Consider the following 26,114-nt stretch of genomic DNA (forward strand, 5'->3'; position numbering starts at 1 on the left):
AGCCGATATTCATGATGAGAATCCAGGAGGGCGTCCCCCTCGTCGGACGGACGAAAATCATCGACGGGATTCTCACCGCGCTCCACGACCCGGCCGGCCTCGGCGCGATGGTGGTGGGTGAGCCCGGTGTCGGCAAGACCGCGCTCGCCCGCGCGGTGGTGCAGGAGCTTGGAGGGGCGGCCGAGGTTTTCCCGATCACCGGCGGCTCGTCCCTGCGCCGTATCCCCTTCGGCGCCCTCTCCCCGTACCTCCACGGCCTGTCGGTCGAAGAGGTGGGTTCGCCCGTGGCCATCCTGCGCAGCCTGATGAAACACCTCCCCGCGCCCCGGGGCCGGTCCTCGCAGCTCCCGCTCTTCGTCGTGGACGATGCGCACGAGCTCGACGAGAGCACCTGCGCCCTGCTGGCACAGCTCGTCAGTGCCCGCCGGGCCCGGCTGCTCATCCTGTCGAGGGCCGCACCCCATCCGCCCGCCGAGTTCCTCGCCCTGAGCCGCGACGGCCTCCTGGTACGGTTCGATCTCGAACCGCTTGACGATTCGGCGGTGGACGAACTGTGCCGGCAGGTCCTCGGCGGCAATGTACTGACGGGGACAAGCAACCTGCTCGCTGGTGCCACGGGCGGAAACCCCCTGTTCCTGCTCACGCTGCTGACGCAGGGCCGCGGGCAGGGGTACCTCGTTGAACGCAACGGCGTCTGGCGCATGGTCGGCCAGCCCTCGGTCGACCTGCGCCTCGTGGACCTGATCCAGAGCCAGCTGCGCCAACGCAGTGCTCCCGACCTGGCGGCCCTTGAAGTCGTCGCCCTGGCCGAGCCCATCGCCCTGAAGGCGCTTTCACGCTGCGCCGATCCCGACAGCGTCCGGAACCTCCAGGACGATCAGCTGATCACCGTCGGCCCGGCGCCCGAACGCCTCGTCTCCCTCAGCCACCCGCTCTACAGCGAAGTCCTCCGTACCTCCGTCCCCACCGCTCGCAGCATGGCCATCCGCCGTGCCGTCCTCGAGGTTCTCGATCCCCGGACCGAATCGCTCGAAGGATTCCTGCGCAGTGTGGCCTGGGGCCTCGACTGCGGCGTGCCACCCGACGACCCGAGCCTGCTGCGGGCCGCCGTTGTCGCCAACCGGCTCAACGACCCCGGCTTCGCCCTCAGGGCGGCACGGGCCGTCTCGGCGCCCGGGCTCCGCGGCAGGGCGCTTGTCGAAATCGCCCGCGCCCAGATCTCGCGCGGCAATCTCGGCTATGCCAGGGAGCTCGTCGACGAAGCCCGCCTCCGGTGCACCAACCTCCTCGTCGCGAAGGAAGCAACCCTCCTGTCCTTCGACATCCGGCTCCGCCTGGGAGAGTCATCCGAGGACCTGCGCCGGGACATCGACCAGTGGGACTTCCTGATCCAGGCGATCGAGTCGACGGGCAGGAGCCGGGCACTCACCGACGCCGCCGCAACCTCCCACCTCGGAGCCCGGCTGCTCCGCTGCTACGTCCTGCTGCTCGAGGGGCAGCTCCATGGACTGGAGAGGCCGCTGCGGGAGGCGGTGGAGAGCCCGCATGGCAGTGCCGAAACCCGGACCGGTGCCCTGGCCCTGCTCGGGGAACTGCTCGCCTCCACGGGACGGCCGGTGTCGGGAGCGGCCTGCACCGCCGAGGCGCTGGCCCTGATCGACGCGGAGGATCACCAACTGCTGACCTACCGGGAGTTCGTTGCCTCCCGGCACATTCTGTCCCTCGTGCATGCGGGGGAGTGGAGCTCCGCCCGCGCGGTCTTCGAGAACTACGCACGGCACTCCTCACGGAATCCCTCCTATTTCGCCGGCTGGTCCGACCTCTTCGAGGGCATTGCCGCGCTGAGGAGCGGGCGAACCGGTGCTGCCCGCGACCGGCTGCTGCTCGCCGTGGAGGGGCTCCGGGAATCCGACGTCACCCAGGTGCTCACCATGGCCACCGGGCTCGCCGCCTTCGCCTGCGCCGCGGCATCGGACACCGCGCGGGCCAAGGCGCTCATCGACGAATACACGACGGTTCCCAACCGGGGGAGCAGGGAGATGCGGCTCACCGGACGGGTCTACGCCCTCGCCGCCGGTGCGCTGCTCGGCGAGCCCCACGGGGTGGCGGCTGAGCTGAGGCAGATCGCGGACGGCGCGGCGGCCGACGGCATGCTCGAAGTGGCCGCGACAGCGCTGGAACAGGCAGCGCGGCTCGGAGATGCAGGGGCCTTCGCGCCCCTTGCCGCCCTGACCGGGCACTTTGAGGGCCTGGAGGGAGCGGTCCTTCACGCCTTCGCATCGGCCGCGCGGGATTCGGATCCCGTGCGGCTGGCCGAGGCCGCCACCACGGCAGAGGACGCCGGATACCTCCCCCTCGCCGGAGCCTGCCTCAGGCTCGCGGCCGAGCTGTGGACCTCGCGGGGGGCCGGGCAGAAGGCCCGAAGCGCGCAGACCCGGCTGACGGCTGTCCTCTCCCGCACGGACCAGCCCGCGGCCGGGACGGCCGGCTCCGCCCCCGGCGCCCGCCTGACCCGGCGGGAGCAGGACATCGTCTCCCTCGTCGCCGAAGGCTACTCCAACCGGGACATCGCCGAGCGCCAGAACGTTTCGGTGCGCACCGTCGAGGGGCACCTGTACCGGATCTTCGCGAAACTCGGAATCAACCGGCGCGAGGAACTCCAGCACAGCCAGGACCGGTGAGGGCCCCCGCCCGTCCCCGGCCTCGAAAATCCCCACACTCCGGCCGCAGGTGAGTGGAGCGCGGCACCCTGTGGGTACTCAAGGCAACAGGCCCGCGTAGTCCACCACCGCCACCGAGTACCGGGGCGCCCCGTGCCCGCCGAAGTAGCGTAACCCCTACTCGTGCAGCGGCAGCGGCCTGTTCATAGGCTCGATCCAAGAAGAACAGCAAGCTTGGGGTGAACGTTAGAGGAACAGGGTCTCATGATGGGCGGACGTGGTTGCTGCGGCTTTCACCGCACATCGAAGGCTGTTTTACCAGGAGTTCATCCTTTCGGGCCGACGCTTCGAGGCGGCGCTGCGGCGCCCCCGTCGGTCACCTGCACCACCGGATCCGGGTCCGCCCCGGCGTCGGTGGGGCACCCTTCAGCGGAGCCGGCGGCGTCAGAACCTCCCGAGACCGAGGTTCGTCCCCAGTCGCCGTCGGCTCCCCACTCTGCCGCCCCCTGGGCGGCCCGCCTCCGGGGGGCGGCGGCGTGACGGGGGCGAACCCCGCCCTGTCGCCGGGGAGGATCAGCACGCTTCCCGCACGGACTGCGGTGGGCAGCACGCGCCGGGTCCTTTCGGGAATCGCCTGGCGGCGGCGGTACCAGCAGTCGCTCCGGGTCACCGATACGCTCCTGATCCTCCTGGTCGTCCTCGTCTGTGGTCGCCTCTTCACCGGGACGGCGCTTGAGGATGAAGGCCTGAAGATCACCTTCGGACTGCTCCTCGGCTGTGCCGGCGGCTGGCTGAGCGCCATGTACCTCTTCCGGACGAGGGATCCACGCCTGATCGGCGTCGGCGCCGCCGAGTACAAGAAGGTCCTGCACGCCGGCACGGCCACCTTCGGGGCGCTCGCCGTCTCCGTCGTCGTCCTCGATATCGAACACTTCCGGCGGTTCCTGGTGCTCACCTTCGCGGCAGGGGTGGCACTGCTGGTGGTGAGCCGGTGGCTGTGGCGGCTGTGGCTCAACGAGCAGCGGCGCTATGGCCACTTCCTCTCCAAGGTCGTCGTCGTCGGCCGGCGCCACGACGTGGACTACGTCGCCAGCCAGCTGGCACGCAAGTCGGGCCCCGTGTACGACGTCGTGGGGGCGGTCCTCGAGTGCAAGGGGAACCATTCCTCGATCCGGGTCGGCGACAAGCTCGTGCCGGCCGTGTGCGGGCTCGGCAATGTCGAGGACTTCGTGCTCCACACCGGGGCCGACGCGGTCATCGTCGCCGGACACCTGCGCAAGGGCACGAGGTACATCCGGGAACTCGGGTGGCGCCTTGAACGCACTTCGACCGAACTGGTGCTCGCCTCCTCCCTGACCAACGTCGCCGGCCCGCGGATCCGGATGCGTCCGGTTGAGGGACTTCCCCTCATGCACGTGGAGCTGCCCCAGTTCACCGGCGGCCGCCACGTCATCAAGCGGGCGATGGATATCTTCCTCTCGGCCGCCGCGCTTCTCGCCCTGGCCCCGCTGTTCCTGCTCCTGGCGGTCCTCATCCGGCTTGATTCACCCGGCCCGGTGTTCTTCGCACAGGACCGCGCAGGCCGGGGCTCGGAGCTGTTCCGCATGTACAAGTTCCGCTCGATGGTGACCTCCGCCGAATCCGATCTTGAGAACCTGAGGCAGCACAACGAGGGCAACGGCGTCCTGTTCAAGATGAAGGACGACCCGCGGGTCACGGACGTGGGGCGGTGGATCCGGAAGTACTCACTCGATGAGCTGCCGCAGTTCTACAACGTGCTCAAGGGAGACATGTCGCTGGTCGGCCCGCGGCCTCCGCTTCCCAGCGAGGTGTCGAGCTACCACGGGCACGCCCACCGCCGCCTCTTCATCAAGCCGGGCCTGACCGGGCTGTGGCAGATCAGCGGCCGGTCCGACCTCGACTGGGACGAAAGCATCCGCCTTGACCTCTACTACGTCGAGAACTGGTCCGTCACCGGCGACCTGCTCGTGATGTGGCGCACCTTCAAGGTGGTCTTCCAACCCGTAGGAGCCTATTGATTCCCGGCCCAGCCCAGGGAAGGACAGACGGGAAAAACACACGGGAGAAACACAGGGAAAACAGGAGGCGTTGCACATATTAAAAGGCGTTTTCAGCAGGAGAGGGGCGGAGGGATGACGATGGACCAGGTAAGTGAACCGATGCCGGCACAGATCGATGCGGCACAGATCGATGCGGCACAGAGCGACTCGGCACTCGCGGCAGATCTCGCAGCGGGGGCCGGGCGCCTGCTCGTCGAGCTCCGCGCATCGGAGCGCAGGAAGGGTACGGAGCGCAAACGGCTCGGAACCCTCGGGGACCGGCGCTCCCACGAATACCTGCTGGCCGCGCTCGGGCGCTCCCGCCCTGGGGATGCGGTGCTGTCCGAAGAGTCGGTGGACAACCCCTCCCGGCGCGCAGCCCGCCGCGTCTGGATCCTCGATCCGCTGGACGGCACCCGCGAATACTCCGAGGGGCGGCCAGACTGGGCCGTGCACGTTGCCCTGTGGGAGGCCGGACCCGATGGGGGCAGGCTCACCGCCGGTGCTGTCGCCCTGCCGGCCGAAGACGTGGTGCTGGCCACCGCAGCCCGGCCCGTTCCTCCGCGCTTTGGGCATCCGGTGAGGATCGCAGTGTCCCGGACCCGCGCGCCGTCCTTCGCCGGGGCGCTCGCCCGCGAGGTCGGGGGCGAGTTGGTTCCCCTGGGCTCCGCAGGCTACAAGGCCGCCGCCGTGGTCAGGGGAGAGGCGGACGCGTACGTCCACGCGGGGGGCCAGTACGAGTGGGACTCCGCGGCGCCCGTCGCCGTCGCCACCCGTCTCGGCCTGCACGCGAGCCGGATCGACGGGTCGCCCGTGACCTACAACCGGGCCGACCCCTACCTGCCCGACCTGCTGCTGTGCCGGCCGGAGCTCGCCGGGACGCTGCTCACCGCCCTGAGGCAACTGAGGGTCGAAACAGGAGGACTGCCATGAAGCCGGTGGCAGGAGAGGAGAAGAATCCGATGGCCCGCACAGCACACTCCCCGCGGTACAGCCTGAGCCACCTGAAGACGCTCGAGGCGGAGGCGATCTTCATCATCCGCGAGGTGGCCGCCGAACTTGAGCGGCCCGCCCTGATGTTCTCCGGAGGCAAGGACTCGATCGTGATGCTCGAGCTCGCCCGCAGGGCGTTCGCGCCGGCCCGGATCCCTTTCCCCGTGCTGCACATCGATACCGGTCATAACTTCGACGAGGTGCTCGAGCACCGGGACCGGGAGGTGAAGCGCCTCGGACTGACGCTCGTCGTCGGATCCGTGCAGGAAGCCATCGACCGGGGAGTGGTCCGGGAGGAGCCGAACGGGTCGCGGAACCGGATCCAGACGGCGGTGCTCCTTGAGACCGCCGAGAAGCACGGCTTCACGGCACTGCTCGGCGGGGCACGGCGCGATGAGGAGAAGGCGCGGGCCAAGGAACGCGTCTTTTCCTTCCGGGACGAGTTCGGGCAGTGGGACCCCAAGAGCCAGCGTCCGGAGGTGTGGGGCCTCTACAACACCCGTGTGCACGTCGGGGAGAGCATCCGGGTGTTCCCCATCTCCAACTGGACGGAACTCGATATCTGGAGCTACATCGAGCAGGAAAACATCGAGGTGCCCTCCCTCTACTACTCGCACCGGCGGCCGGTGTTCAGGCGCAACAGCATGCTCTTCGCCGTCCACCGCTTCTGCCAGCCGCGCCCCTCGGAAGAGGTGTTCGAGGCAGAGATCCGGTACCGCACCATGGGCGATGCCACCCTCACTGCCGCCGTCCCCTCGGCTGCTGCGACGCCGGCGCAGGTCCGCGAGGAGGTCGCCGGCACGCGCCTCACCGAACGGGGAGCGACCCGCGGGGATGACCAGGTCAGCGAAGCGGCCATGGAAGACCGAAAGAAAGAGGGGTACTTCTGATGGATCTCCTGCGCCTTGCCACGGCAGGGTCGGTCGACGACGGAAAGAGCACGCTGATCGGGCGCATGCTCTACGACTCCAAGTCCATCTTCACCGACCAGCTTGAAGCGATCGAACGGACCAGCCGGGACCGGGGGGACGACTACACCGACCTCGCCCTGCTCACCGACGGGCTGAGGGCCGAGCGGGAGCAGGGCATCACCATCGACGTCGCGTACCGGTATTTCGCCACGCCGAAGCGCAAGTTCATCGTCGCTGATACCCCCGGACACATCCAGTACACCCGCAATATGGTCACAGGGGCATCGACGGCCGACGTCGGCATCGTGCTCGCCGACGCCCGCAAGGGACTGATCGAGCAGAGCCGGCGGCACGCCTTCCTCGTCTCCCTGCTCCAGGTTCCCCACCTCGTGCTCGCGGTGAACAAGATGGACCTGGTGGACTGGTCCGAGGAGGTGTACGAATCAATCCGTGCCGAGTTCGTCGAGTTCGCGTCAAAGCTGCAGATCAGCGACCTGACGGTCATCCCGATGTCGGCGCTGAAGGGCGACAATGTCGTCGAGCGGTCCGCGAACATGCCCTGGTACCAGGGTGCGCCCCTGCTCCACCATCTCGAGAACGTCCATATCGCCAGCGACCGGAACCTCGTGGACGTCCGGTTCCCGGTGCAGTACGTCATCCGTCCCCACCAGAACCGCAATCAGGACTACCGCGGGTACGCGGGGCAGGTCGCCGGAGGGGTGCTCAAGACGGGGGATGAGGTGGTTGTCCTGCCCAGCGGGCTGGGGACGCGCATCGCCGGGATCGAGACGGCGGACGGCCCCGTCGAGGAGGCCTTCGCCCCGATGTCCGTCGTCCTCCGGCTCGAGGATGACCTCGATGTCTCCCGCGGGGACATGATCTGCAGGCCCAACAACCGTCCCTCGGTGTCCCAGGACATCGATGCGATGGTGTGCTGGATGGGCGACAGCCCCCTGGTTCCCGGCCGGAAACTCGCGATCAAGCACACCACCCGCACCGCCCGCACCCTGGTCAAGGAGCTGCAGTATGAGCTCAACATCAATACACTCCACCGGAACCAGGAGGCAGTCGATCTGCGGCTCAATGAAATCGGCAGGGTCCGCCTCCGGACGACCTCTCCGCTGATGGCCGACGAATACCGCAGGAACCGCGCGACCGGCGGCTTTGTCCTCATCGACGAGGCAACGAACGCAACGGTCGGTGCCGGCATGATCGTCGGAGCAGACTAGGCTCCGCCCGCGTCAGCCCAGCCGCGTTCCTTGCTTCAACCGAGGCGCCGTACCGCGTCGAGGAGCCGGGCGGCACCCTCGGCGACACCCACCTGTGCCAGATCGACGACGACGTCGGCGTCGCCGGGCTCCTCGTAGGGGGACGAGATGCCCGTGAACTCGGGGATCAGTCCGGCGCGGGCCTTGGCGTAGAGGCCCTTCCGGTCACGCTCCTCGCACACCGCAAGCGGCGTCGACACGTGGACGAGCAGGAAGTCGCTTGAGGCCGAGGCCATCGCCCGGACTTCCCGGCGCGAGGACTCGAAGGGTGCGATGGGGGCGCACAGCGCGATGCCGCCCGCCTCGGCAACGCGGGCGGCCACCCACCCGATGCGCCGGACATTCAGCTCCCGGTCCGCACGCGAGAAACCAAGCCCCGAGGAAAGCAGGGTCCGCACGTCGTCGCCATCGAGGAGCTCTGTGTGCCGTCCGTCCGCCCGCTGCAGGCGTTCGGCGACCTCCCGCGCCAGGGTCGACTTGCCGGAGCCTGAAAGGCCGGTGAAGAGGACCACAAGGCCCCTTCGGCGGGTGGCGCCGGCGGGGCTCCCGCGTCCGTCACTGCGTCCGGGCCCCGCCGCCGCCGCGTGGGGCCCTCCCGGCGGCCCGGAGGTGAAGTCGAGGAGGATGTCCGCGCCGAGGCGGGCCAGGAGCCGCGCGGCGTCGCCGGCGGGAGCACTGCCGTCATGACCAGTTGCACCGGCGGGAACAATGCCGGCGGGAGCACTCTCAGCGGGGACGGTGCCGGTGGGAACAATGAGGAGCCGGACGCGGCCGCCGGGCACGTGCGCCGCAACCGCCTCCAGCGATTCAATCAGCCGGGCCGTTCCCTCCTGCCGGGCGGTGTCGCTGTCAGCGACGGCGAGGAGGACCAGGTTCCCCCCGCGGGCGCCGACGAGGGTACGGGTCAGCTGCTCCAGCGATGGGACCCCCGCGAAGGCGGCCACCACGAGCGGTGCCCGGTCCCCGCCGCGGATCTCCGGCGCGGCAAGGGGCACTGTCAGCCGCAGCCTGCGGAAGGGGCCATGCTCGGCCGGCTGGAGCGGCGCGAGCGTCCCGGAGACATAGACGTCCTCCTCCCCGGCGCCAGCGGCCGTCCCGTCGACGGTCAGGCGGGCCAGGGGAGTGCCGTCGGGATCGGCCAGCAGCAGTCCGCCGCGGGCGAGCGCTGCCCGCGCCGTCGTGGCGGGAACCCGCAGCGTCGGTTCCGCCGGCCAGGAAACCGGTTTCAGCCCGGGAAGACAGTACCCGCCGGCAGGGGCGTACAGCCCGCCGAGAAGGAGCTCGAGCAGGTCGAGGCTGTGCCCGCGCAACTGGAGCACGGGGTGGTGGAGCACGTCCTGCCAGGAGGTCATGGACGCCGTCTCCGGCCGGGAGCGGGGCGTCCCGAGGGCACCGAAGACCCCTCAGGTCCAGAGGAGGGGCCGGCCGAGATAGTCGGCGAGGTGCTGATTGGGGCCAGAGTAAAAATCCTCGAGCTCCTTCCGGGCGTTGGGTGGAATGCTCGAGCGGGTGATCGCATTGAACGGCTTGGTCGAGGGAAGGGCGAAGTGCGGAAGGCCGAGGAAATCGCACACGGTGTCGAAGGTTCCCTGGACGTCGGAGTACATGTCCTCGCTGCGCAGGACCAGCAGCTGGCCCTCGGGAAAGGACGCGTGCCAGTTTTGGATCTGGGGAAGGTAGAGGCCGCGGCTGCGGTAGGAGTAGAAGTCGTAGGCCGTGCTGTAGTAGGCGGGGTCCGCCAGCATGGCGTCGAGCTCACCGGCGAGCCGGTCCTCCTCGGCGGCCAGTGCCGCTTCGAAACCGAGCGGTTCCACGCCGTTGGCGGCCCGTTCCTGATGGTGGGACCAGGCGCGGTCGACGGGGTCGCGGAGCAACGCGATGGCACGGACGTCGGGGGCCGTCGCACGGACCCGTTCGGCGATCCGGGGATCCCATTGGTAGTAGGGCGAGGCTTCACCGCTCACCGGCCGGTGACCCGCCGACCGGGCCACAAGCCTGCGGTAGGAGTCCGTGTGGAAATGCGAGCGGTACCAGCCTTCACCCCGGTGGTACTCCTTGAAGAAGTAGTCGGTGCTCTTCCTTCCCCGGACCTGGGGAAAAAGCCCGAGGACGCCGGGATGCATCAGGAGGTAATTGAAGAGGGAGGTGGTTCCGCCGCGTTTGGTGCCGATGATCAAAAAATCGGGAACCGGCCGTGCCGTAGCGGTCCGCCGGCCATAGGACCGCGTGAGGGTATCGCCCACGTCCTTGAGCCATCGGGGGGATGCGTCCTTGATGTCCGTCAGCGTGACCACTCAAATTCCTTTCGACTCAACCGTCCGCGACCCGGCCGCCGCCGGTTTCCGGGCGGCTCGGCGCAGTCCATCCAGTCTGAGCCTGTACCGATCAAACCAGCACCACAGAGCCAGAATTGTCACCGTAATGAGTCCTGCCACCGCCAGGGAGGTCGTTGAGCTGCCCAGCAGCGAGAGCACGAGCAGGCTTCCGGGCACGACGCTCACCGCCGCCACCATCAGCGCGTAGGCCACCCGGCCGGCGTCGAACCGGATGCCGACGAAGATGCGGGTTTCGACCGAGGCGAGCAACGCATCGAGGAACATGCTGAACGCCCAGGCGGAGGCGGCGCCGAGAATGCCCCACCGGGGCACGAGGACGAGGTTCGCCGCGATGTTGACGGCAAGCACCACGGACTTGTTGAAGGCCATCCAGCCGCTTCGGCCGCTCATGGTGAGCACCGAGTCGATGTTCCCGCCGAAGAGGAAACAGATCGCCCCGACGCAGAGGATGACCAGGGCCGTGGCACCTTCGGAGAACCCCGGCCCGAACCAGCTCAGCACCGTGGGCGCGAAGAACATGAACAGCCCGTAGATGGGCGTTCCGAAAAGCACGATCCAGGTCAGGGTCGTTGAGTAGAGGGTCTGGACGGCGTCGACCTTGCGCTCCTCGAGGAGGGCGCTGAACCGGGGCGAGATCACCATCCGCATTGCCGTTGAGACGATCAGCCCGGCCGTGACGAACCTGCTGACTGTTCCGTAGATGCCCGCGGCTCCGGCACCGGCGATGGCGCCGACGAGGATCACGTCGAACCATACGATCGCCTGTTCGACACCGGAGGAATACCAGCGGGGCAGGGCGAACCGCCGTACCCCCGTCGAGACCTTTGGTGAGGGGCGCCAGCGGCCGCTCAACCCCGCACGGCGCTCGTGCTCGCGGACCCGCCCGGCGAGCACCAGCAGCGCAATGGCCATGGCCACCGGCAGCGGCAGGGCCCAGGCCAGGGCTCCCATTGCGGCGGAACCGCCCAGCAGGACGACCGCCAGGACGGCCAGCGGCCGCGCCGCCGGAACGGCCACGGCCCCGATCACCGTGTAGGGGAGGATGCTCCCCAGCCCCCGGGTGGCGGCAAGGGCGACCATCATCACCGCCGCGAACGGCAGGAACAGGGCTATCGTCCGGACCGCTCCAACGACCTCCGGCGGCAGTTGCACGAGGTCCTCGGTCAGCGGCGGAAGGAGAAAGTAAAGCATCAGCGTCAAGGCGATGCTGACGGCGATGGCCGGCAGGAGCAGTGCCAGAACCGCCCCTCGGATCCTCTCCGGCCCGGTGGAGGCAAGCCGGGGGAGGATCCACACGCTCGTTGTGTCCATGCCCGTTCGAGCGATGCCCAGGGCGATGGAGAACACTGCGATGGATTGAAGGACGATGCCGGCCCCATACTCACCGAAGGAGCGGCCGAGCACGAGGATGAGCAGCAGGCCCATGACAGCGCTGGTGCCGGCTCCCAATCCGCTGATCAATCCGCCGCGGGCCGCACGCCGGGCCTCCGACGCATGCTCCGCCTTCATGCCGCCCCCAGTCCCGGCAACTTCGCCACCCCGTCCCCCTTTAGACCGACCGGACAATGCACTACCACATCGTTAGGTGAATCCACCCCAGGCGGCGCCGTTTTGTACGATACTTGAGCATAGATGGATGCCCTAGGACAAGATATTGGGTGAATCCCTCGCACTGTATCGTCTTTTCTCTTCGCCAAGGAGGCTGGCCATGGCGTCATCGCAGAAACCCTCGGGTCGCTTCCGTCCGCTTCGGGTTGTGCTCCCCGTGGCCGGTGTTGCGGTGTGCGCCTTCCTGATCATTTCCCCGCCGGGCGGCGGCCTCGATGCTGCGCGCACCGCACCCGGTGGAACCGAAAGTGAGGCACCCGAAACGGCCCCGGAGGCCACCCGGGGCGCCGGGGAGAAGGCGTCGGAAGAGGCAGCTCCGGTGAAGACAGCGCCGGCCGGGTCGACACCGGCCACCAAAGCGCCGGCCGGGTCGACACAGGCCACCAAGGCGCCGGCCGCCCCGGAAGCCGAGACCGGTGGCGGCGCCCCCGGCGCAGTGCCCGCACCGGCGGCCTCCGCCCGGGTTCCGGTGCCCGCGGCCGAAAAGGAGAAAGCGTCGACTCTCTCGCAGGCCTACGTCGGCAAGACGGCGTCGGTCCTCGCAGCGGCCGAGATTCCGACCGCCGATGAGCTCAAGGCGCTCGCCGTCGGCCCCGCACAGGGAGCGATCCTCGCCCAGGCGGCCGAGTTCGAGAGCAACAACTGGCGCCAGGAGGGCGTGCCGACCATCGCCGGGCTCGAGATTGTGGCCTACGACGGAGCGGCCACCCCGGCGAGGATGACGGTGAATGCCTGCGTCGATTCCTCGAAGGTCCGGGTTGTGACGGACGAAGGGGTGGTCCTGAGGGAGAGTTCGGCCCGCAACCGGTCGCTGAACGTCCTGTCCCTGGTGCGCGGTGACGGCGGCGCCTGGCTGGTCGAGGAGATCAGCTTTCCGGACGACCCCAGCTGCTGATCGGCCCACCTGCCTTGGCCGTCGGGGTGGCCGCCGGGGCGGCCGACGCCGTGCCGGCGGGATCCGGGATTCCGTTCCCCGCCGGGCCGGCTCCGCCACGTGCCGGGACCTCGGCTGCCGGGCAGGGTCGTGGACCACAGGCTTAGGGCGCCTAGTTCGTGGTTGTCGCCTTCGCCGTCAGGTCCATGCTCATGTCCCGCGTGGCCCGGTAGTTGACGTGGGTTTCGACCGCCACTGTGTTCACGCCGTCGACCAGCAGGGCCACCGGGACGTCGATGACGAACGGTGTCGTGTTGGCCGTCGAGGTGCTGACAGAGCTCGATGCGTAGGTGCTGTGGGAGATGGGGCCGGTGGGCATGTTCTTCCGGCCGACCTCGGTCCCGTTGACGTAGACCACCACACCGTCGTCGGCGACAGTCTGCAGGGTAAGTTTCGACACCGAGGCCGCTGACGGAACGGAGAACTGCCGCAGGAAATATGCAGTCAATGGCCTGTCGGTTGTTGTTTCGGGGGTGAAGTCGACGTCGGTCCCCAGCCCCGCCGACCCGAAGCCCAGCACCGCGGGCCCCGACTTCCAGGCGGCGGCGTCGAATCCGTTGGCCTTCCAGGACGTCGGCGGAGCTGTGGCTTCATAGCGCCAGCTCCAGGGCGACTTCGCCGCGATCAGCACCGATTCCTGGACCGCCGCCGCACTGACGGTGACCGGGGCGGACTTGACGCCGGTGGCGCCCTTGTCGTCGGTGACCGTCAGCTTCACCGTGTAGGTTCCGGCCGCCGCGTAGGTGCGCGTGGCGGTGGCTCCGGTGCCCGTGCTTCCGTCGCCGAAGTCCCAGGCATAGGAGGCGATGGTGCCGTCAGAATCGGTGGAGCCGCTGCCGTCGAAGGTGGCGGCCAGCCCCGTGGCCTTGGAGGTGAAGGCCGCAGCCGGGGCCGAGTTCGCTGCGGTAAGCGCGGCCGAGGCCGTCACCACCGGTGTGCTCGCCGAAAGGTTCCCCGCGGTATCCGCCGCGCGGACGAAGAAACGGTTGTTGCCGTCCTTGGGAACCACGGCAGTCGTTCCGGTGGTGGTGGCCACAACGCGGTCATCGCGCAGGATCTGGTACGTCACCCTGCTGCCGGCGTCGGAGGACCCGGCCCAGGTCAGCCGGACGGTCGATGCCGTGTTGTCGGAGATTGTTGGCGTTCCGGGCCGGGTGGGCGCCACCGCATCCCGCTGCGGGAACCGGGCGAATCCGCCGGCCCAGGAGCTGCCGGAGCTGCGGGTGCGGGCAGTGGTCATGTCGCCGCCGGCCCAGAGGGTTCCATTGCTGTCGACGATCTGCGCCCAGATACCCGATCCTGAGCGGAACTTCATGGCGGGCGTGAAGCTCGGGATGTAGTCCCCCGTCGCCGCATTCCACGCTCCTGTCCACTCGTAGGCGTCGGCCTGGGTCCAGCCGGTGCCCATGTCCGGCCAGAAGAACGCGTTCGAATAGTTGAAGTGGTGTCCGTGGGACCCGCCGTAAACAATCCCACGCGGGCTCTCGGCAATGGCCTGGAAGTCGCCGTTCTTTTGGCCGATGTTCCCCGAAAGGCGCGCGAAGGTGCTCGTCGAGAAGCTGAAGAAGCTGTGCTCGGAGCCCCCGACCCAGACCCGGTTTCCGACCTGGCCGATCGTCTGCTGGTAGTTCGAGTTGCTGCTCCAGGTGGGGTTCCAGGCCGGGGTGGCAAGTGGTGCGCCGTCGACCGTCTGCACCGCGGCCGCCTTGCTGGCCGCCGTCGAGCCCTTCGCCGTGAAGTAGCCGGCCGCGTAGAGGCGGGCTCCGTCGTCGCTGGGGTCGATGGAGACCACCGTGCCGTTGAAATCCGGGTTCCAGTTCGTGGCCGGGGTGCCGTCGGTGACCGAGACCCGTGCGGCGTTCCGCGTGTACTTGAACGTGGTGGGATTGCTTCCGCCCGCCACGTGGGTGAACGCTCCACCGAGATAGAGCCAGTTGCCCTTGACGGCAAGGTCGCCGACGCGCATGATGCCCGAGGTGGTCCGGTCTTCAACCTTCACCGTCCAGCCGGGAACCGTCGCACCGGTGGTCGGGTTCAGTGCCACGATCGACGTCGCGGCGGCTCCATTGGCCGTGGTGAAGTAGCCACCGGCGACCAGGTTCCCGTTGGGGAGCACGGCGAGGGACATCACCGGGGCGTTGAGCTTCGGCACGAAGTCGGTGAGCAGTTCGCCCGTCGTGACGTCGAAGGCCGCGAGGAAACTGCGGGCGACCTTGTCGGTGCCGGTCGAGGTGCGCTGGACGGCAGTGAAGTTCCCGCCGACGAACATCCGGTTGCCGCTCTGCGCGAAGGCCTGGACCTCGACGTCGCCCTCGCGCCGGCGCGTGGTGAATCCGGTGACGCCCCAGGGGCTGTCGAGGGCGACGGACTCGGCCACGGGAAGGTTTGTCTTCGCTGCGGTTCCTGCGTCGGGGATCGCGGTGAAGCCCGTGGTCGAGAAAATCCTGGGCCGGATGAAGACCTCGGTGTAGGGCCGGGCTCCGCCCAGCCCCTCAGTGGCCGACCACAGGTAGGTGTCTGCGCTGGTCGTCCCTTTGACCCCGCTGCCGTAGGCGAAGCCCATGGTGTAGTTCTGGCCGGAGTCGAACCGCGCGTCCGACTTGACCTTCCGGTACGCGTCGTCGACGCCAAAACTGGCAGTGACTCCTCCGCTGGGTGCCCGCACGCCGTCGAAGGAGTACCACGCGATGGGGTGCAGGGCACTGAAGGTCCACACCCACCGGTCCCGTTTGGCGAGGGCGATGCGGGTTTCATGCCAGGCCGTGCCGGTGGTGTTCTTCGCCCGCTTGAGCCGGATGCCGTCGGCGAGACTATCGACCCGGCTGCCGTTGAGCAGGGCATCGACCACTGTCGACGAATACTGGGTGGTGGCTCCCGACATGGGGCTGACGCCGGCGGTCTGGAGGGCGGTCGGGTTCCCGGTGCCCTCGTAGCCGGGCATCCACTTCTCCCGGCCCTTGCCAACGAGGACCCAGCCGCCGCCGCCGGTGACCATGTCGCAGTAGAACTGGGCGGGCGCCGCCATCTTCGGCGTCAACAGCCAGTAGGTGCCCGAAGGCACAGCGGCGTTGTTCTGCTTGATCTCCCAGCAGGAGGCGGCAGCCGTCGCTGCGTCGGCTCCCGTGCGGGCGACAGCGCCCGACGCCGGAGCCGACAGCACGGCCAGGCCGGTCAGCACCATGAGCGACGCCACCGCCGAGCCGAGTACCTTGAGTAATGGCCGCTGTTTTCCCACGTTCGCGTGTGTTCTCACGTTCGCCCCTAGCACTTGCGCAAGCACGGATTTCCCCGGTCTCCCGGGGCGGCAATCCCATTGGAATCCCGCAGAGTGCACAAAGAGTAGCTGTGGGGAGCGCGCGGGCAGAACCCAAGCGGGGACGACTTCGGTACCTGTAAAGGCCGGACCGATACCCTACTTTTTAACCGCCTACCTGACTGCCGCAGTCTCCCGCAGGGGGAGCTGCGGGCGTCCCCGCAGTCCGACTGCGGCGATCACCACGAGGATGACCAGTCCCGAACCGAGGATGCCGTAGTAGAAGATCTCCACCAGCCCCACCAGCAGCAGGGTGTTGCAGACCAGGCCGACGAGGTCGGTGCGGCGGAGGGTCGAGAGGAAGGCATGGACCAGCCAGGCCAGGAACAGTCCGAGCCCGACGAACCCATGGGAGAAGAGGACGAGCCACACGTGCCCCTGCGTGCCGGCGGAGGGCTGCCCCGACCGCTCGGACGGCCGGGGCGCACCGTAGCCGAACACCGGGGAATCGAGCGTGCGCCGGAAGGTCTCCTGATAGAGCTCCCCGCGGTCATCGATGCTTGAGACGCGGGCGGTCCGCTGCTCGAGCCGCTCGATGACGGGAAGCTGCACCACGGCCACGCCGGCGACCACGGAGAGTGCCAGGATCGTGCCGATCACCCGGGTGCGGCCCAGCAGCGCCGCCCGGAACCCCAGGTAGAGCAGGGCGATTCCCAGGCCCAGGAACATGCCCCGGTTCAGGGTGAGGAAGGCGGGGATGAAGGAGATGGGAAGCGCCGCCACAAGCCACCAGAACCTCCGCTCGCCGCGCACCATGGAGAGGTAGGCAACCACCGCCGGTGTGAGGAGCGAGTAGCCGTTTCCCCATCCGTTGGCGTAGAGGAACGGGGCACTCGGCCGCGGCGCGGAGATGACGGTGGCGTTCGGGTCCGGATTGTACTGGGTGAGGTCCCGGGTGGTCATCTCGTCGACGTACGAATTGTCGAGCAGGGCCTGCGGGAGGATGTACGCCAACGGCGTCTTGAGCTCGAAGAGGGGAAACGCGAGACCGGCGAACCCGCCGGCGACGACGATCAGCCAGAAGACCGTCAGGACCCCGAAGATGCGGCGGTCCGTGAGCGTCTGCCGGGCGTTGTAGACGTAGACGAAGACGACGGTCGCCGCGGCGTAGAGGAAGAACCGGTAGAAGAAGCCGAGGATGCGCAGCGGTTCGTCGATCTGAATCAGCGAACACAGCACCCAGAGCAGGAAGAGCAGCAGGATGCCAAAGCCCCGGGGCGCCCGGACCTTTCCCGCCCGTGCCAGGATGAGCACCATCACCGCGCCGAAGACCGGCCAGGCCATGTCTCCGAACCCCAGCGCCCACCACAGCGGGAAACCCGCGAAGGCGGCGACAATCGGCCAGGCCGGCAGCCGGCCGACGTCGGCCCCGGGACGGGAGGCCGCCGCGGTGCCGGGGGCAGAGCCCGGCTGTGCCTTCCGGCCTTCCACACTGTTGCTCATAAGCACCGTGCCTCCCATCGTGGGCGTTCCCTCGATGGTAAAGGACCTTGCTCTTTTTGGTAGGGGGAGCCGGAAACTATTTGGGGAGGCGGAATTCCGCCGACGGTTTGCCGATTAAAAGAACCTCTTGCGGGTGGCGCCTTCGCTGGTACAGTGACCCATCAAACGCACTGCAGAGGGACGGCGGAACGTGACAGATAGAGCCACGAGGAGACCGTTGGGGCGGGAACCTCAGTTTCTCGATGCCCCGACCCTGGTGCTGCCCGCCCCGCACGTGGGCGTCGTGCTCGCCACCCACCGCCGGCCGCAGCTCATGCGCCGGGCCCTTGCCTCAATCCTCGAACAGGACTATCCGGGCGCCATCACCGTCCTGGTGGTCCACGACAAGTGCGACCCCGACGAATCCCTGGCGCTGGAGGGGGACCGGCGGCAGGTCCTGCCCGTGGCGAATTCGAGGACGCCGGGGCTGGCGGGAGCCCGGAACACGGGAATCCTGGGCCTGACGACGGACTTCGTCGCCTTCTGCGACGACGATGACACCTGGTTTCCCGAGAAACTGACCCGCCAGATCGCCGCCCTCCAGGACAACCCGGAGGCCGAATTCTGTTCGACGGCGATGAGTGTTGACTACTCCGGCACGGCGTCGGTCCGCCTCGCAGGCAAAGCGGAGGTGACCTATGAGGATCTGCTGCGGTCGCGGATGGCCATGGTGCACTCCTCCTCCTTCGTCATCCGCCGCGACGCGCTTCTCTCCACCATCGGTCTCGTCGATGAGGAGATTCCGAACAGCATGTGCGAGGACTGGGACCTGCTGCTGCGGGCCGCCCGGCGGAAGCCGATCCTTCACATCGATTCACCGCTGGTGCGGGTGTTCTGGGGCGGATCGTCGTACTTCTACGAGCAGTGGGAGGTCAAGAACCGCGCCCACCTGTGGATGCTTGAGCACCACCCCGACATTCTTCGCAGCTCCGTGGGGAAGAGCCGCGTCTTCGGGCAGCTTGCCTTCGGGCATGCTGCCCTCGGGAACCGCAGGGAAGCCTTCCGGTGGGCCGGGCGGTCCCTGCGGTCCAACTGGCGCGAACCCCGGGCGGTCCTGGCGCTGGGGGTTGCCGCGGGGGCCGTCTCCGACCGGCGGGTTGTCGACCGCCTGCAACGACATGGACATGGAATCTAGGACGTAAACCGGCCGATACAGCAACAGAATGAGACGAAAATGGACGAGAAATCATCGCTGGGAATGGGACATTACCTCGCCGTTCTCAGGAGGCACTGGAAAACCGTCGTAGCGGCCATGCTCATCGGGCTTCTGCTGGCCCTCGCCTATCTGCTGACCGGGGGCGCACGCGTGACCGCCAGCGCATTGGTGAATGTCAACGTCATCGTCTCGGATCCATTCAATCCGTCCCGGCCCGCGTCGGGACTGCTTGACACTGCGACCGAGGGGGAGATTGCCAGCTCCTACGTCGTGGCAAGCGAGGCCTCCAAGGAGGTGCCGGGCGGCGACAGCACGGCGGACCTCCGGAACAACGTCGACGTCAAGACCGGGAGCGACGGGACCACGGCCCTGATCTCCTATTCCTCGCGGACGGAGGCCCGTGCCGTCGACGGTGCCGACGCGATGGCCGCCTCCTACCTCGCGTACCGGCAGGATCAGGCCGATGCCCGGCGGACCACGATGCGCAACCAGCTCGAGGAACAGCTGGCGGGGCTGACCACCTCCCTGGCCGCCCCTGGTGCGGACCGGGTCACCCTTACCAACCGGATCTCGAACATCGAGTCCGAGATTAACGAGCTCAACGCCATCGACACAACGGGCGGCACCGTGATCACCCCCGCCGCCGAAAGCCCTGTGTCGACCAACTACACCCGCGTGCTCGGATCGGGGCTCGCCGGCGGGCTGGTGGCGGGCGTCCTGCTGGCGTTCCTCTCCCACGCACTCAGGCGCAGGGTCAACGACGGCTACGACGTCGAGCAGGCGGGAACCGGACCCGTGCTCGCGGAGCTGGTGTCACCGGAACCGACCCTGCCCGCGCGGGGGGCGGAACTCGACGCCTACCGGGCGGTCCGCGAGCGGCTTTTCGCCGGCCGGGGCCCCGTGACCGCTCTGGCGGTCATCGACGCGACGAGCGGCCGCGCCTTCTACCCGGTTGCACCGAATCTTTCGGTGGTCCTGGCGCAGGCGGGCTTCGAAGTCGAGCTTGTCCTCATGGGCACCACGCCGGAGGAGATGGAGCTGATGACCGAAGCCCTCCAGCTCCGTTTCGGCGCGAACGAGGGCGGCGCCGAGGTCCTCGTCTCCGAGTCGGTCCCCGGGCTGAGGGTGGTTGAGGCCGTACGGGGGACCGACCGCGATGCCGACGACTACGTCACCGATGCCGTCCGGCGGCGTTTCCTCGCCCGGAAGGACTCATTGCCCGTGGTGGTCCTGGCCCTTCCCGCGGACGCTCCAAGCGCCAGCAGGATGGCGGCGGCCCGGCTTGCCGGCGCGGCCGTGCTGACGGTCGAAGGCGGCCGGACCCGGAGGGAGGAGGCGGAGGTGACCGCCACGGAACTCGCCGGAGTCCGCGCGGAGCTGCTCGGGACGCTCCTCGTCCGGGGAGGGCGGAGGATGCCGCGCACGCCGCGCTCCGCCGAGCAGAAGGCCCGGCGCCGCGCGCCGGAGCCTGTGGCTTCCTAGCCCGATGCCGGTGCCGGTGCCGGTGCCGGTGCCGGTGGCCGCCGGGCCGCGGGCGCGGAACAGCCGGCGGCAGGCAGCCGGCTGGTTCCGCCGGGGCACTGCGGTGGCGTCCGCCGTGAACCCGCCCGCCGTGAACCCGCCCGCCGTGAACTGAGGGCGGACGCCTAACGCGGCGGCTGGGCCCTCGGCCCGGACAGCAGTCCCGCCGCCTTGGCCAGCAGGTCCAGGCTCTGGCTGCGGCTGGTCCGGGAAGCGGACCAGCCGCCGTTGCGGAGTGCGAGGGCCCAGGCCCTTTCGGCCACAACGAGGGCATAGACAGCGGCGATGTCGGCCCAGCTCGACGGCGGCGCACCTGCCGCCCGCAGGAAGGGCGCGGCTTCGGCCAGGGCCGCGTCAAGGCTGTCGGCCGCAGGGATTCCGGCGGACTCCCTGCGTACGCTGATCGTCCAGTGAAGCGCGTCGAGTCCCGCCGCGGCGTCGGCATCAGAGGACTCCCAGTCCCAGCACCAAAGCTGGCCGTCCGGCTCGCGGGCCGTATTCCACGGCACCAGGTCGCCGTGCCAGCGTGCCGTGACGGGCACGCGCGCGTTCCGCTCGGAGAGCAGGGAGGCCAGCGTGCCCGCGGCGCGGGCGACCTCCCCGTCGCCGGTGGTGCCGAGCACCTCCAGCCGCTTGGTGAGGGCCGAGAACTGGAGGGTCGAGGAGAGCGTGTCGACGCGTTCAACCGGGCAGAGCGCAAACATCTCCTGTGGGGTCGGCATCGGGATGCGGCCCCGGACGCCCCGTACCTTGCCGGGGAGGGGCTCGGTGATGAGGTAGGGACGTCCCTGCCAGGTGCCGGTTCCAAGCAGGCGCGGAGCACGCGTTGGGCCGGTGCCGCCGCCGACCTCGGCAAGGGCGGCGGCCTCGGTGGAGATGGCTGCCTGGCTTGCATCGTCCCAGGCCAGCTTTGCGTACCCCGCGGGTACCCCGGCCGGTGAGAAGAGCTGAAGGGTCGGCTTGCGGTTGTCGCCGAGCCGGATGCCGATGGCGGCATACAGGCGCTCCCGGTTCAGGCACGCCTGAAGTTCCTCGAGGGGGAGCGGGGCGGCTTCGCCGGCGGTGCGCCGTTGGACGACGAGCCGGTTCGGTGCGGGCGGCAGCCCGAACCGGGACGGCACGCCCAGGAGGGTGCGGGCCGCCCGCACGCGGACGGGCCGCAGGCCACGGTAGGAAAGGAGCGCCGCGGCGGTTACGGCGGGGCGTCCGCGGGGAATCAGGATCGTAGGCCGCGCCGCGGAGGGAACCACCCAGTAGTCCTCGGCGTCCTCCCAGGCGGTGTCCGGTTCAGGGTCGAGGACAATCCGGACGGATCCGGTGGCGACAGGCTCCCGCCACAGCTGCTCCACGAGGGAGTCGAGCGGGGAGTCCCCCCGCCCGGTGATGATGCGGCCGCTGGTGCCCTTCCCCATGAGTCCCCTCTGCGTTGGGTTTCCTGCCGATGCCGGCAGCCGGTGCTCCGGTAGTGCCATTGTGCCGGAAGTTGAAGCCGAGCGGGGACATCCGCGGACAAGATGCGGGAGCTTCACTGCGCCCCGTGGGGCCGGTGAACGGTGAGCACCGTCTCCCGGCTGCCGCACCCCGGTCGGAGACCGGACAAATCGGTGGGCTCCAGCTGTGGACAAAGGCTTGGAAGGCAACTACATAATGGAGTCCGATTCCCGGCCGCCGGGAACCCTTTGCCTGGGGAAGGGAAAGTGCATGCTCTCACGACTACGCCCGACGCGGGGGCGCACGGTCCGTCACCTGACTCCTCTCGCGTTGGTCCTCGGCAGCACCGTCCTCGCAGCGGACCTGCTGCTGGTCGCGGCGAGCGTCCTCCGCAACTATGTCGACGCCGGCGGTGCCTTCGGGTTCCTCCACCGTGAGCTCTTCGACGGCAACAAGGACCGGACCCTGGCTGAGCTTTTCGGAAATCTCCAGCTCCTTGTCGCCTCCGTCCTGCTGCTGTGGATAGCCGCGGCACCGGCGCGCAAGGCGGAACGGTTCCGGGACGCGGCCGTGTACGGGGCGTGGGCCCTGGTGCTGCTTGCCATGAGCGCTGATGACTTCTTCCGCATCCATGAGGAGGTGGGCCGCGCCATCGACACCCGGCTCGAGCTTCCCGCGCTGTTCGGGCTGCGCTCGCAGGACCTCGGAGAGCTCCTGGTGTGGGCTGGAGTGGCCGCGGCGCTGGGCGCCCCGCTGCTCGTCGCCCACCTGATCAGCCGCGGACGGCCCCGCCGGGACTCCTATGTCTTTATTGGCCTGGCCGTCCTCCTCGCCCTCTTCGCCGTCGGGATGGACATGCTTCACTTCATCCTGGGCGACCTCCTGCCCGGCCTGGCGCTGAGCGCGATGAACCAGCTGGAGATTGCAGGGGAGCTGGGCGCGATGACGCTGATGATGGTCTGGGCGGTCCACATCTTCACCCGGCCGGCAAACCCTGCCGGGGACGATGGGTGGCTGTAAGGCACTGGGCAGCGCGGACGGCCGCACCGTGCGAGAATTAGGATAGATCCGTGTGATCTAACTGGCCCATGCCGGGCCGGCGCCTGCCGTTCCTAAGGAGCTTCCGCTTTGGCCGTGGTTTCCCCGCCCGTCACCCTGCTGTCCGCCGAGGCGCCGTTCGCCAACGCCGAAGTGCTGCGCATCCGCAATGATTTCCCGATCCTGGGCACCGAGGTCAACGGAGCACCGCTCGTGTACCTCGACTCGGGAGCGACCTCGCAGAACCCCGTCTCCGTCCTTGAGGCGGAACAGGAGTTCTACGAACAGCGCAACGCCGCGGTGCACCGCGGGGCGCATACCCTCGCCGTCGAGGCGACCGACGCCTATGAGGCGGCACGCGCCGCCGTCGCCGGTTTCATCAACGCGCGCCCGGACGAACTGGTCTGGACCTCGAATGCCACCGAGGCGATCAACCTCGTCGCGTACGCTCTGTCCAACGCCGCCGCGGGCCGCGGGGGAGCGGAGGCCGAACGGTTCCGGGTGGGACCGGGGGACACGATCGTCGTCACGGAGATGGAACACCACGCCAACCTCATCCCCTGGCAGGAACTGGCGGCGCGCACCGGCGCTGAACTCCGGTTCATCCCCGTGGACGACGACGGCGCCCTCCGGCTTGAGGACGCAGCCGGGGTGATCACGCCGGCGACAAAGATCCTTGCCTTCACCCACGCCTCGAATGTGCTCGGCACCATCAACCCCGTGGCCGAGCTCGTCCGGCTGGCGAGGGAGGTCGGTGCGCTGACGCTGCTCGATGCGTGCCAGTCGGTACCCCATCTTCCCGTCGACGTGAAGGCGCTGGACGTGGACTTCCTGGTGCTCTCCGGGCACAAGATGCTCGGCCCCACCGGCATTGGAGCACTGTACGGCCGCTCGGAGCTGCTCAACGCGATGCCGCCCTTCCTCACCGGCGGCTCGATGATCACCACCGTGACGATGGAGCGGGCGGAGTACCTCCCGGCCCCGAACCGCTTCGAGGCCGGAACCCAGCGCATCTCCCAGGCCATCGCCCTCGGCGCCGCGGCGAACTACCTCTCCGAGACGGGCATGCACCGCATCGAGGCGTGGGAAAGCGAGCTCGGGGCGCGCCTGGTGGAGGGACTGACGGCCATCGAGGGGATCCGCGTCCTCGGACCGCGGGCCGGCCTGCCGCGGATCGGGCTGGCCGCATTCGACGTCGCCGGCGTCCACGCCCACGACGTCGGACAGTTCCTCGACGAGCAGGGCATCGCCGTCCGGGTGGGCCACCACTGCGCGCAGCCCCTGCACCGGCGCCTGGGGCTGACGGCCACTACCCGCGCCAGCACCTACCTCTACAACACCACGGACGAGGTCGACTTCTTCCTGGAGGCCGTCGCCGGCGTCCGTCCCTTCTTTGGAGCGCGCTGACATGGCAACGAACCTCGAACAGCTTTACCAGCAGATCATCCTCGACCACGCCCGCGAGCGTCACGGTTCGGGGCTGCTTGAGAAGACCGGCCCGGGATCGGTCGGGGAGTCGCACCAGCTCAACCCCGTCTGCGGGGACGAGATCACCCTTCGCACCGTCGTCGACGGCGGCACGGTGGCGTCCCTCAGCTGGGACGGCGCCGGCTGCGCCATCTCCATGGCCTCCGCATCGGTGCTCACCGACCTGATGGAGGGGCTTGAGCGGGATGAGGCGGTCGGGCTCATCGATGCCTTCCGCGAGGTGATGCGCTCGCGCGGAACGATCCCGGCCGATGAGGAGGTACTCGGCGATGCCGCGGCCTTCTCGGGCGTCTCCCGCTATCCGGCCCGGGTGAAGTGCGCGATGCTCGCCTGGGTCGCCCTCGAGGAATCGCTCCTGGCGGCCAACGGCTAGCAGCCCGGCGCCCGGGTACGGGCCCGCCGCTCAGCCGGGCTGCGGAAGGGTCATGGTGAAGGTGCTGCCCTGGCCGGGCTCGCTGACCGCGCTGATCGTGCCGCCGTGTTCGGTGACGATGCTCTTGGTGATCAGCAGGCCGAGGCCCACGCCCTGCACGGTCGAGACGCGCACGGCGGGGGAGCGGAAGAACCGGTCGAACACCTGGCTCAGCTCTTCGGCCTCGATGCCGATGCCGGTGTCCTCTACCCCGAGCCGGAGCAGCCCCCCGGTGAGTTCGGCGCCCACGGTGATGGTGCCGCCCCGGCGGTTGTACTTCACGGCGTTCGACACAAGGTTGTCGAGCGCCTGCCCCAGCCGAACGGGGTCGGCGACGGCGGGCAGGGCGGCAGGGGCGGTGTTGATCAGCCGGACCCCCGCAGCGTCGGCCGCCGGCTGCGCCGAGGCGATGCACGCACCGACCAGTTCGCCGACGTCGCACGGCACCGGCCTCACCCGGAAGGTGCCTGCGTTGATGGCGAGGAGGTCATCCACCAGGGCCTCGAGCTGCAGCGCATTGCGCCGCGCCACCGAAAGGTAGCGCACCACGTCGGGCTCCAGGGAGTCCCTGCGGTCAAGGATCAGGTCGAGGAATCCGAGGACCGAGGTCAGCGGCGTGCGGAACTCGTGGGAGACGTTCGAGAGGAAGTCATCCTTGGCGTGCAGCGCCCTCAGCAGCGAGGTGATGTCCGTGAAGGACACGACCGTTCCGGCGAACGCGCCGTCGTCGTCGGTCATGGCGCGCGCCGACACGGAGACCGCCTGCTGCGCGCGGCCGCTGCCCAGCCAGATCTGGACATCGTCGAAGCTCTCGCCCAGCACCGCGCGCCGCACCGGGCGGTCCTCGGCCGGGATCGGGGTTTCCCGGTCGGGGCCGAAGATCAGCAGCTGCCCTTCGTTGGGGTCGTCATTGCCGGGTGGGGCCGCCAGCCCGTGCGAGACGCGCTGGCGTGCGTTCATCAGGACGTCGTGTCCGTCGCGGTCCACCACCACCAGGCCGACCCCCACGGTGTCGAGGATGGTGGCCAGGAGCCGCTCGCGTTCGACCCCCTCGGCGGCCGCCCTGCGCAGCGCGGCCTGGGACCGGCTGACCGCCTCCTGCTGGGCACGGCGCTCCGTGGTGAGGATCGAAATGAATGCCGCGAGTCCCGTCAGCACCACCGGCAGCAGGAACGGCCCGAGGAATTCGGCCGGACCGGGCCTGCCCTCGCTGAACAGCAGGGGCCCCCAGACGATGCACAGGGATCCGCCGGCGGTCAGTGCCGCCGCCGCGGCCGTCGGGATGCGGGAGGCCGCGATCCAGGCGGCCGGGAAGGCCGCGAGCACCCCCACCCCGGAGAGGTAGTCGCCGGCACCGGCGCGCAGCAGCCCCAGTGCCGCGAAATCCAGCAGCGGAACCGCGAGCGCCGCCCAGGCGGGCAGGCGCTGCCACGGGATGACGAAGCACAGCAGGAGCAGTCCCGCTTCGAGGAGGATCCCCGCCGGGAAGAGGGGATCGGCGAA

The 26,114-nt window shown here is 69.1% G+C and carries 18 protein-coding genes; 11 read left to right on the plus strand and 7 right to left on the minus strand.

Translation table 11 applies throughout. The annotated features are described in order from the left end of the window. Nucleotides 1-11 precede the first annotated feature (11 nt). From QZX79_RS04145 to QZX79_RS04165, 5 genes are all read left to right on the plus strand, one after another. Nucleotides 12-2,681, plus strand: a complete 2,670-nt coding sequence (locus QZX79_RS04145) for a LuxR family transcriptional regulator (RefSeq protein WP_294565088.1) — start codon at nt 12-14, stop codon at nt 2,679-2,681. Nucleotides 2,682-3,259: 578 nt separating this feature from the next. After that, nucleotides 3,260-4,699: a sugar transferase gene (locus QZX79_RS04150; RefSeq protein ID WP_294565090.1), complete on the plus strand. Its 1,440-nt coding sequence runs from the start codon at nt 3,260-3,262 to the stop codon at nt 4,697-4,699. 120 nt (nt 4,700-4,819) lie between these two features. Beyond that, the gene (locus QZX79_RS04155) at nt 4,820-5,653 is read left to right on the plus strand and encodes a 3'(2'),5'-bisphosphate nucleotidase CysQ (protein WP_294565094.1); all 834 of its coding nucleotides are present in this window, start codon (nt 4,820-4,822) and stop codon (nt 5,651-5,653) included. Nucleotides 5,654-5,682: 29 nt separating this feature from the next. Then, on the plus strand, nt 5,683-6,603 hold the full coding sequence (cysD, locus tag QZX79_RS04160) for a sulfate adenylyltransferase subunit CysD (protein WP_294565098.1): 921 nt from the start codon (nt 5,683-5,685) through the stop codon (nt 6,601-6,603). Then, a complete protein-coding gene (locus QZX79_RS04165) occupies nt 6,603-7,853 on the plus strand; it encodes a sulfate adenylyltransferase subunit 1 (RefSeq protein WP_294565100.1) in 1,251 nt (416 codons plus the stop codon). The genes cysD and QZX79_RS04165 overlap by 1 nt, the downstream gene beginning before the upstream one ends. Nucleotides 7,854-7,888: 35 nt before the next feature. Here QZX79_RS04165 and cysC read toward each other — a convergent pair whose 3' ends face one another. From cysC to QZX79_RS04180, 3 genes are read right to left on the minus strand one after another with little or no spacing between them, the layout of a single operon-like run. Further along, nucleotides 7,889-9,244 carry an adenylyl-sulfate kinase gene (gene cysC / locus QZX79_RS04170; protein ID WP_294565102.1) on the minus strand — a complete coding sequence of 452 codons (1,356 nt, stop codon included), beginning with the start codon at nt 9,242-9,244 and terminating at the stop codon, nt 7,889-7,891. Between the two features lie 51 nt (nt 9,245-9,295). Next, nucleotides 9,296-10,186 (minus strand): sulfotransferase domain-containing protein, encoded by an 891-nt coding sequence (locus QZX79_RS04175; RefSeq protein ID WP_294565104.1) that lies wholly within the window; start codon nt 10,184-10,186, stop codon nt 9,296-9,298. Then, on the minus strand, nt 10,187-11,737 hold the full coding sequence (locus QZX79_RS04180) for a polysaccharide biosynthesis C-terminal domain-containing protein (protein WP_294565107.1): 1,551 nt from the start codon (nt 11,735-11,737) through the stop codon (nt 10,187-10,189). 199 nt (nt 11,738-11,936) lie between these two features. Between QZX79_RS04180 and QZX79_RS04185 the strand changes: the two genes are divergently transcribed. Further along, nucleotides 11,937-12,731: a hypothetical protein gene (locus QZX79_RS04185; RefSeq protein ID WP_294565110.1), complete on the plus strand. Its 795-nt coding sequence runs from the start codon at nt 11,937-11,939 to the stop codon at nt 12,729-12,731. Between the two features lie 151 nt (nt 12,732-12,882). Here the strand turns inward: QZX79_RS04185 and QZX79_RS04190 are convergent, their stop codons facing one another. Beyond that, nucleotides 12,883-16,023: a PKD domain-containing protein gene (locus QZX79_RS04190; RefSeq protein ID WP_294565114.1), complete on the minus strand. Its 3,141-nt coding sequence runs from the start codon at nt 16,021-16,023 to the stop codon at nt 12,883-12,885. Between the two features lie 174 nt (nt 16,024-16,197). Continuing rightward, nucleotides 16,198-17,526 carry an O-antigen ligase gene (locus tag QZX79_RS04195; RefSeq protein ID WP_294565118.1) on the minus strand — a complete coding sequence of 443 codons (1,329 nt, stop codon included), beginning with the start codon at nt 17,524-17,526 and terminating at the stop codon, nt 16,198-16,200. Between the two features lie 217 nt (nt 17,527-17,743). On the opposite strand from QZX79_RS04195, the gene QZX79_RS04200 reads away from it, so the two are divergent. Together QZX79_RS04200 and QZX79_RS04205 are read left to right on the plus strand one after the other, a co-directional pair. Further along, nucleotides 17,744-18,700, plus strand: a complete 957-nt coding sequence (locus QZX79_RS04200; protein WP_294565121.1) for a glycosyltransferase family A protein — start codon at nt 17,744-17,746, stop codon at nt 18,698-18,700. A 39-nt stretch (nt 18,701-18,739) separates the two neighbouring features. Then, on the plus strand, nt 18,740-20,203 hold the full coding sequence (locus QZX79_RS04205; protein WP_294565124.1) for a hypothetical protein: 1,464 nt from the start codon (nt 18,740-18,742) through the stop codon (nt 20,201-20,203). 164 nt (nt 20,204-20,367) lie between these two features. On the opposite strand, the gene QZX79_RS04210 is transcribed toward QZX79_RS04205, so the two are convergent. Beyond that, the gene (locus QZX79_RS04210; RefSeq protein WP_294565126.1) at nt 20,368-21,654 is read right to left on the minus strand and encodes a hypothetical protein; all 1,287 of its coding nucleotides are present in this window, start codon (nt 21,652-21,654) and stop codon (nt 20,368-20,370) included. 289 nt (nt 21,655-21,943) lie between these two features. Here QZX79_RS04210 and QZX79_RS04215 point away from each other — a divergent pair, with 289 nt between their 5' ends. The 3 genes from QZX79_RS04215 (at nt 21,944) to sufU (ending at nt 24,572) form a co-directional block, all read left to right on the plus strand. Further along, nucleotides 21,944-22,693: a hypothetical protein gene (locus tag QZX79_RS04215; protein ID WP_294565128.1), complete on the plus strand. Its 750-nt coding sequence runs from the start codon at nt 21,944-21,946 to the stop codon at nt 22,691-22,693. Between the two features lie 108 nt (nt 22,694-22,801). After that, the gene (locus tag QZX79_RS04220) at nt 22,802-24,118 is read left to right on the plus strand and encodes a SufS family cysteine desulfurase (protein ID WP_294565130.1); all 1,317 of its coding nucleotides are present in this window, start codon (nt 22,802-22,804) and stop codon (nt 24,116-24,118) included. 1 nt (nt 24,119) lies between these two features. Next, nucleotides 24,120-24,572 carry a Fe-S cluster assembly sulfur transfer protein SufU gene (gene sufU, locus QZX79_RS04225; RefSeq protein WP_294565132.1) on the plus strand — a complete coding sequence of 151 codons (453 nt, stop codon included), beginning with the start codon at nt 24,120-24,122 and terminating at the stop codon, nt 24,570-24,572. Between the two features lie 30 nt (nt 24,573-24,602). Here sufU and QZX79_RS04230 read toward each other — a convergent pair. Beyond that, on the minus strand, nt 24,603-26,114 hold a 1,512-nt coding region (locus QZX79_RS04230; RefSeq protein ID WP_294565134.1), incomplete at its 5' end, for a cell wall metabolism sensor histidine kinase WalK.

This window comes from uncultured Arthrobacter sp., assembly GCF_902805515.1.
GTDB lineage: Bacteria > Actinomycetota > Actinomycetes > Actinomycetales > Micrococcaceae > Arthrobacter_D.

What these genes read in the sequence shown, in the direction of transcription:
- QZX79_RS04145 (WP_294565088.1), top strand. Translation starts at nt 12, where the DNA reads ATGATGAGAATCCAGGAGGGCGTCCCCCTCGTCGGACGGACGAAAATC.
- QZX79_RS04155 (WP_294565094.1), top strand. Translation starts at nt 4,820, where the DNA reads ATGGACCAGGTAAGTGAACCGATGCCGGCACAGATCGATGCGGCACAG.
- cysD (WP_294565098.1), top strand. Translation starts at nt 5,683, where the DNA reads ATGGCCCGCACAGCACACTCCCCGCGGTACAGCCTGAGCCACCTGAAG.
- QZX79_RS04165 (WP_294565100.1), top strand. Translation starts at nt 6,603, where the DNA reads ATGGATCTCCTGCGCCTTGCCACGGCAGGGTCGGTCGACGACGGAAAG.
- cysC (WP_294565102.1), bottom strand. Translation starts at nt 9,244, where the DNA reads ATGACCTCCTGGCAGGACGTGCTCCACCACCCCGTGCTCCAGTTGCGC.
- QZX79_RS04180 (WP_294565107.1), bottom strand. Translation starts at nt 11,737, where the DNA reads ATGAAGGCGGAGCATGCGTCGGAGGCCCGGCGTGCGGCCCGCGGCGGA.
- QZX79_RS04185 (WP_294565110.1), top strand. Translation starts at nt 11,937, where the DNA reads ATGGCGTCATCGCAGAAACCCTCGGGTCGCTTCCGTCCGCTTCGGGTT.
- QZX79_RS04195 (WP_294565118.1), bottom strand. Translation starts at nt 17,526, where the DNA reads ATGAGCAACAGTGTGGAAGGCCGGAAGGCACAGCCGGGCTCTGCCCCC.
- QZX79_RS04205 (WP_294565124.1), top strand. Translation starts at nt 18,740, where the DNA reads ATGGACGAGAAATCATCGCTGGGAATGGGACATTACCTCGCCGTTCTC.
- QZX79_RS04210 (WP_294565126.1), bottom strand. Translation starts at nt 21,654, where the DNA reads ATGGGGAAGGGCACCAGCGGCCGCATCATCACCGGGCGGGGGGACTCC.
- QZX79_RS04215 (WP_294565128.1), top strand. Translation starts at nt 21,944, where the DNA reads ATGCTCTCACGACTACGCCCGACGCGGGGGCGCACGGTCCGTCACCTG.
- sufU (WP_294565132.1), top strand. Translation starts at nt 24,120, where the DNA reads ATGGCAACGAACCTCGAACAGCTTTACCAGCAGATCATCCTCGACCAC.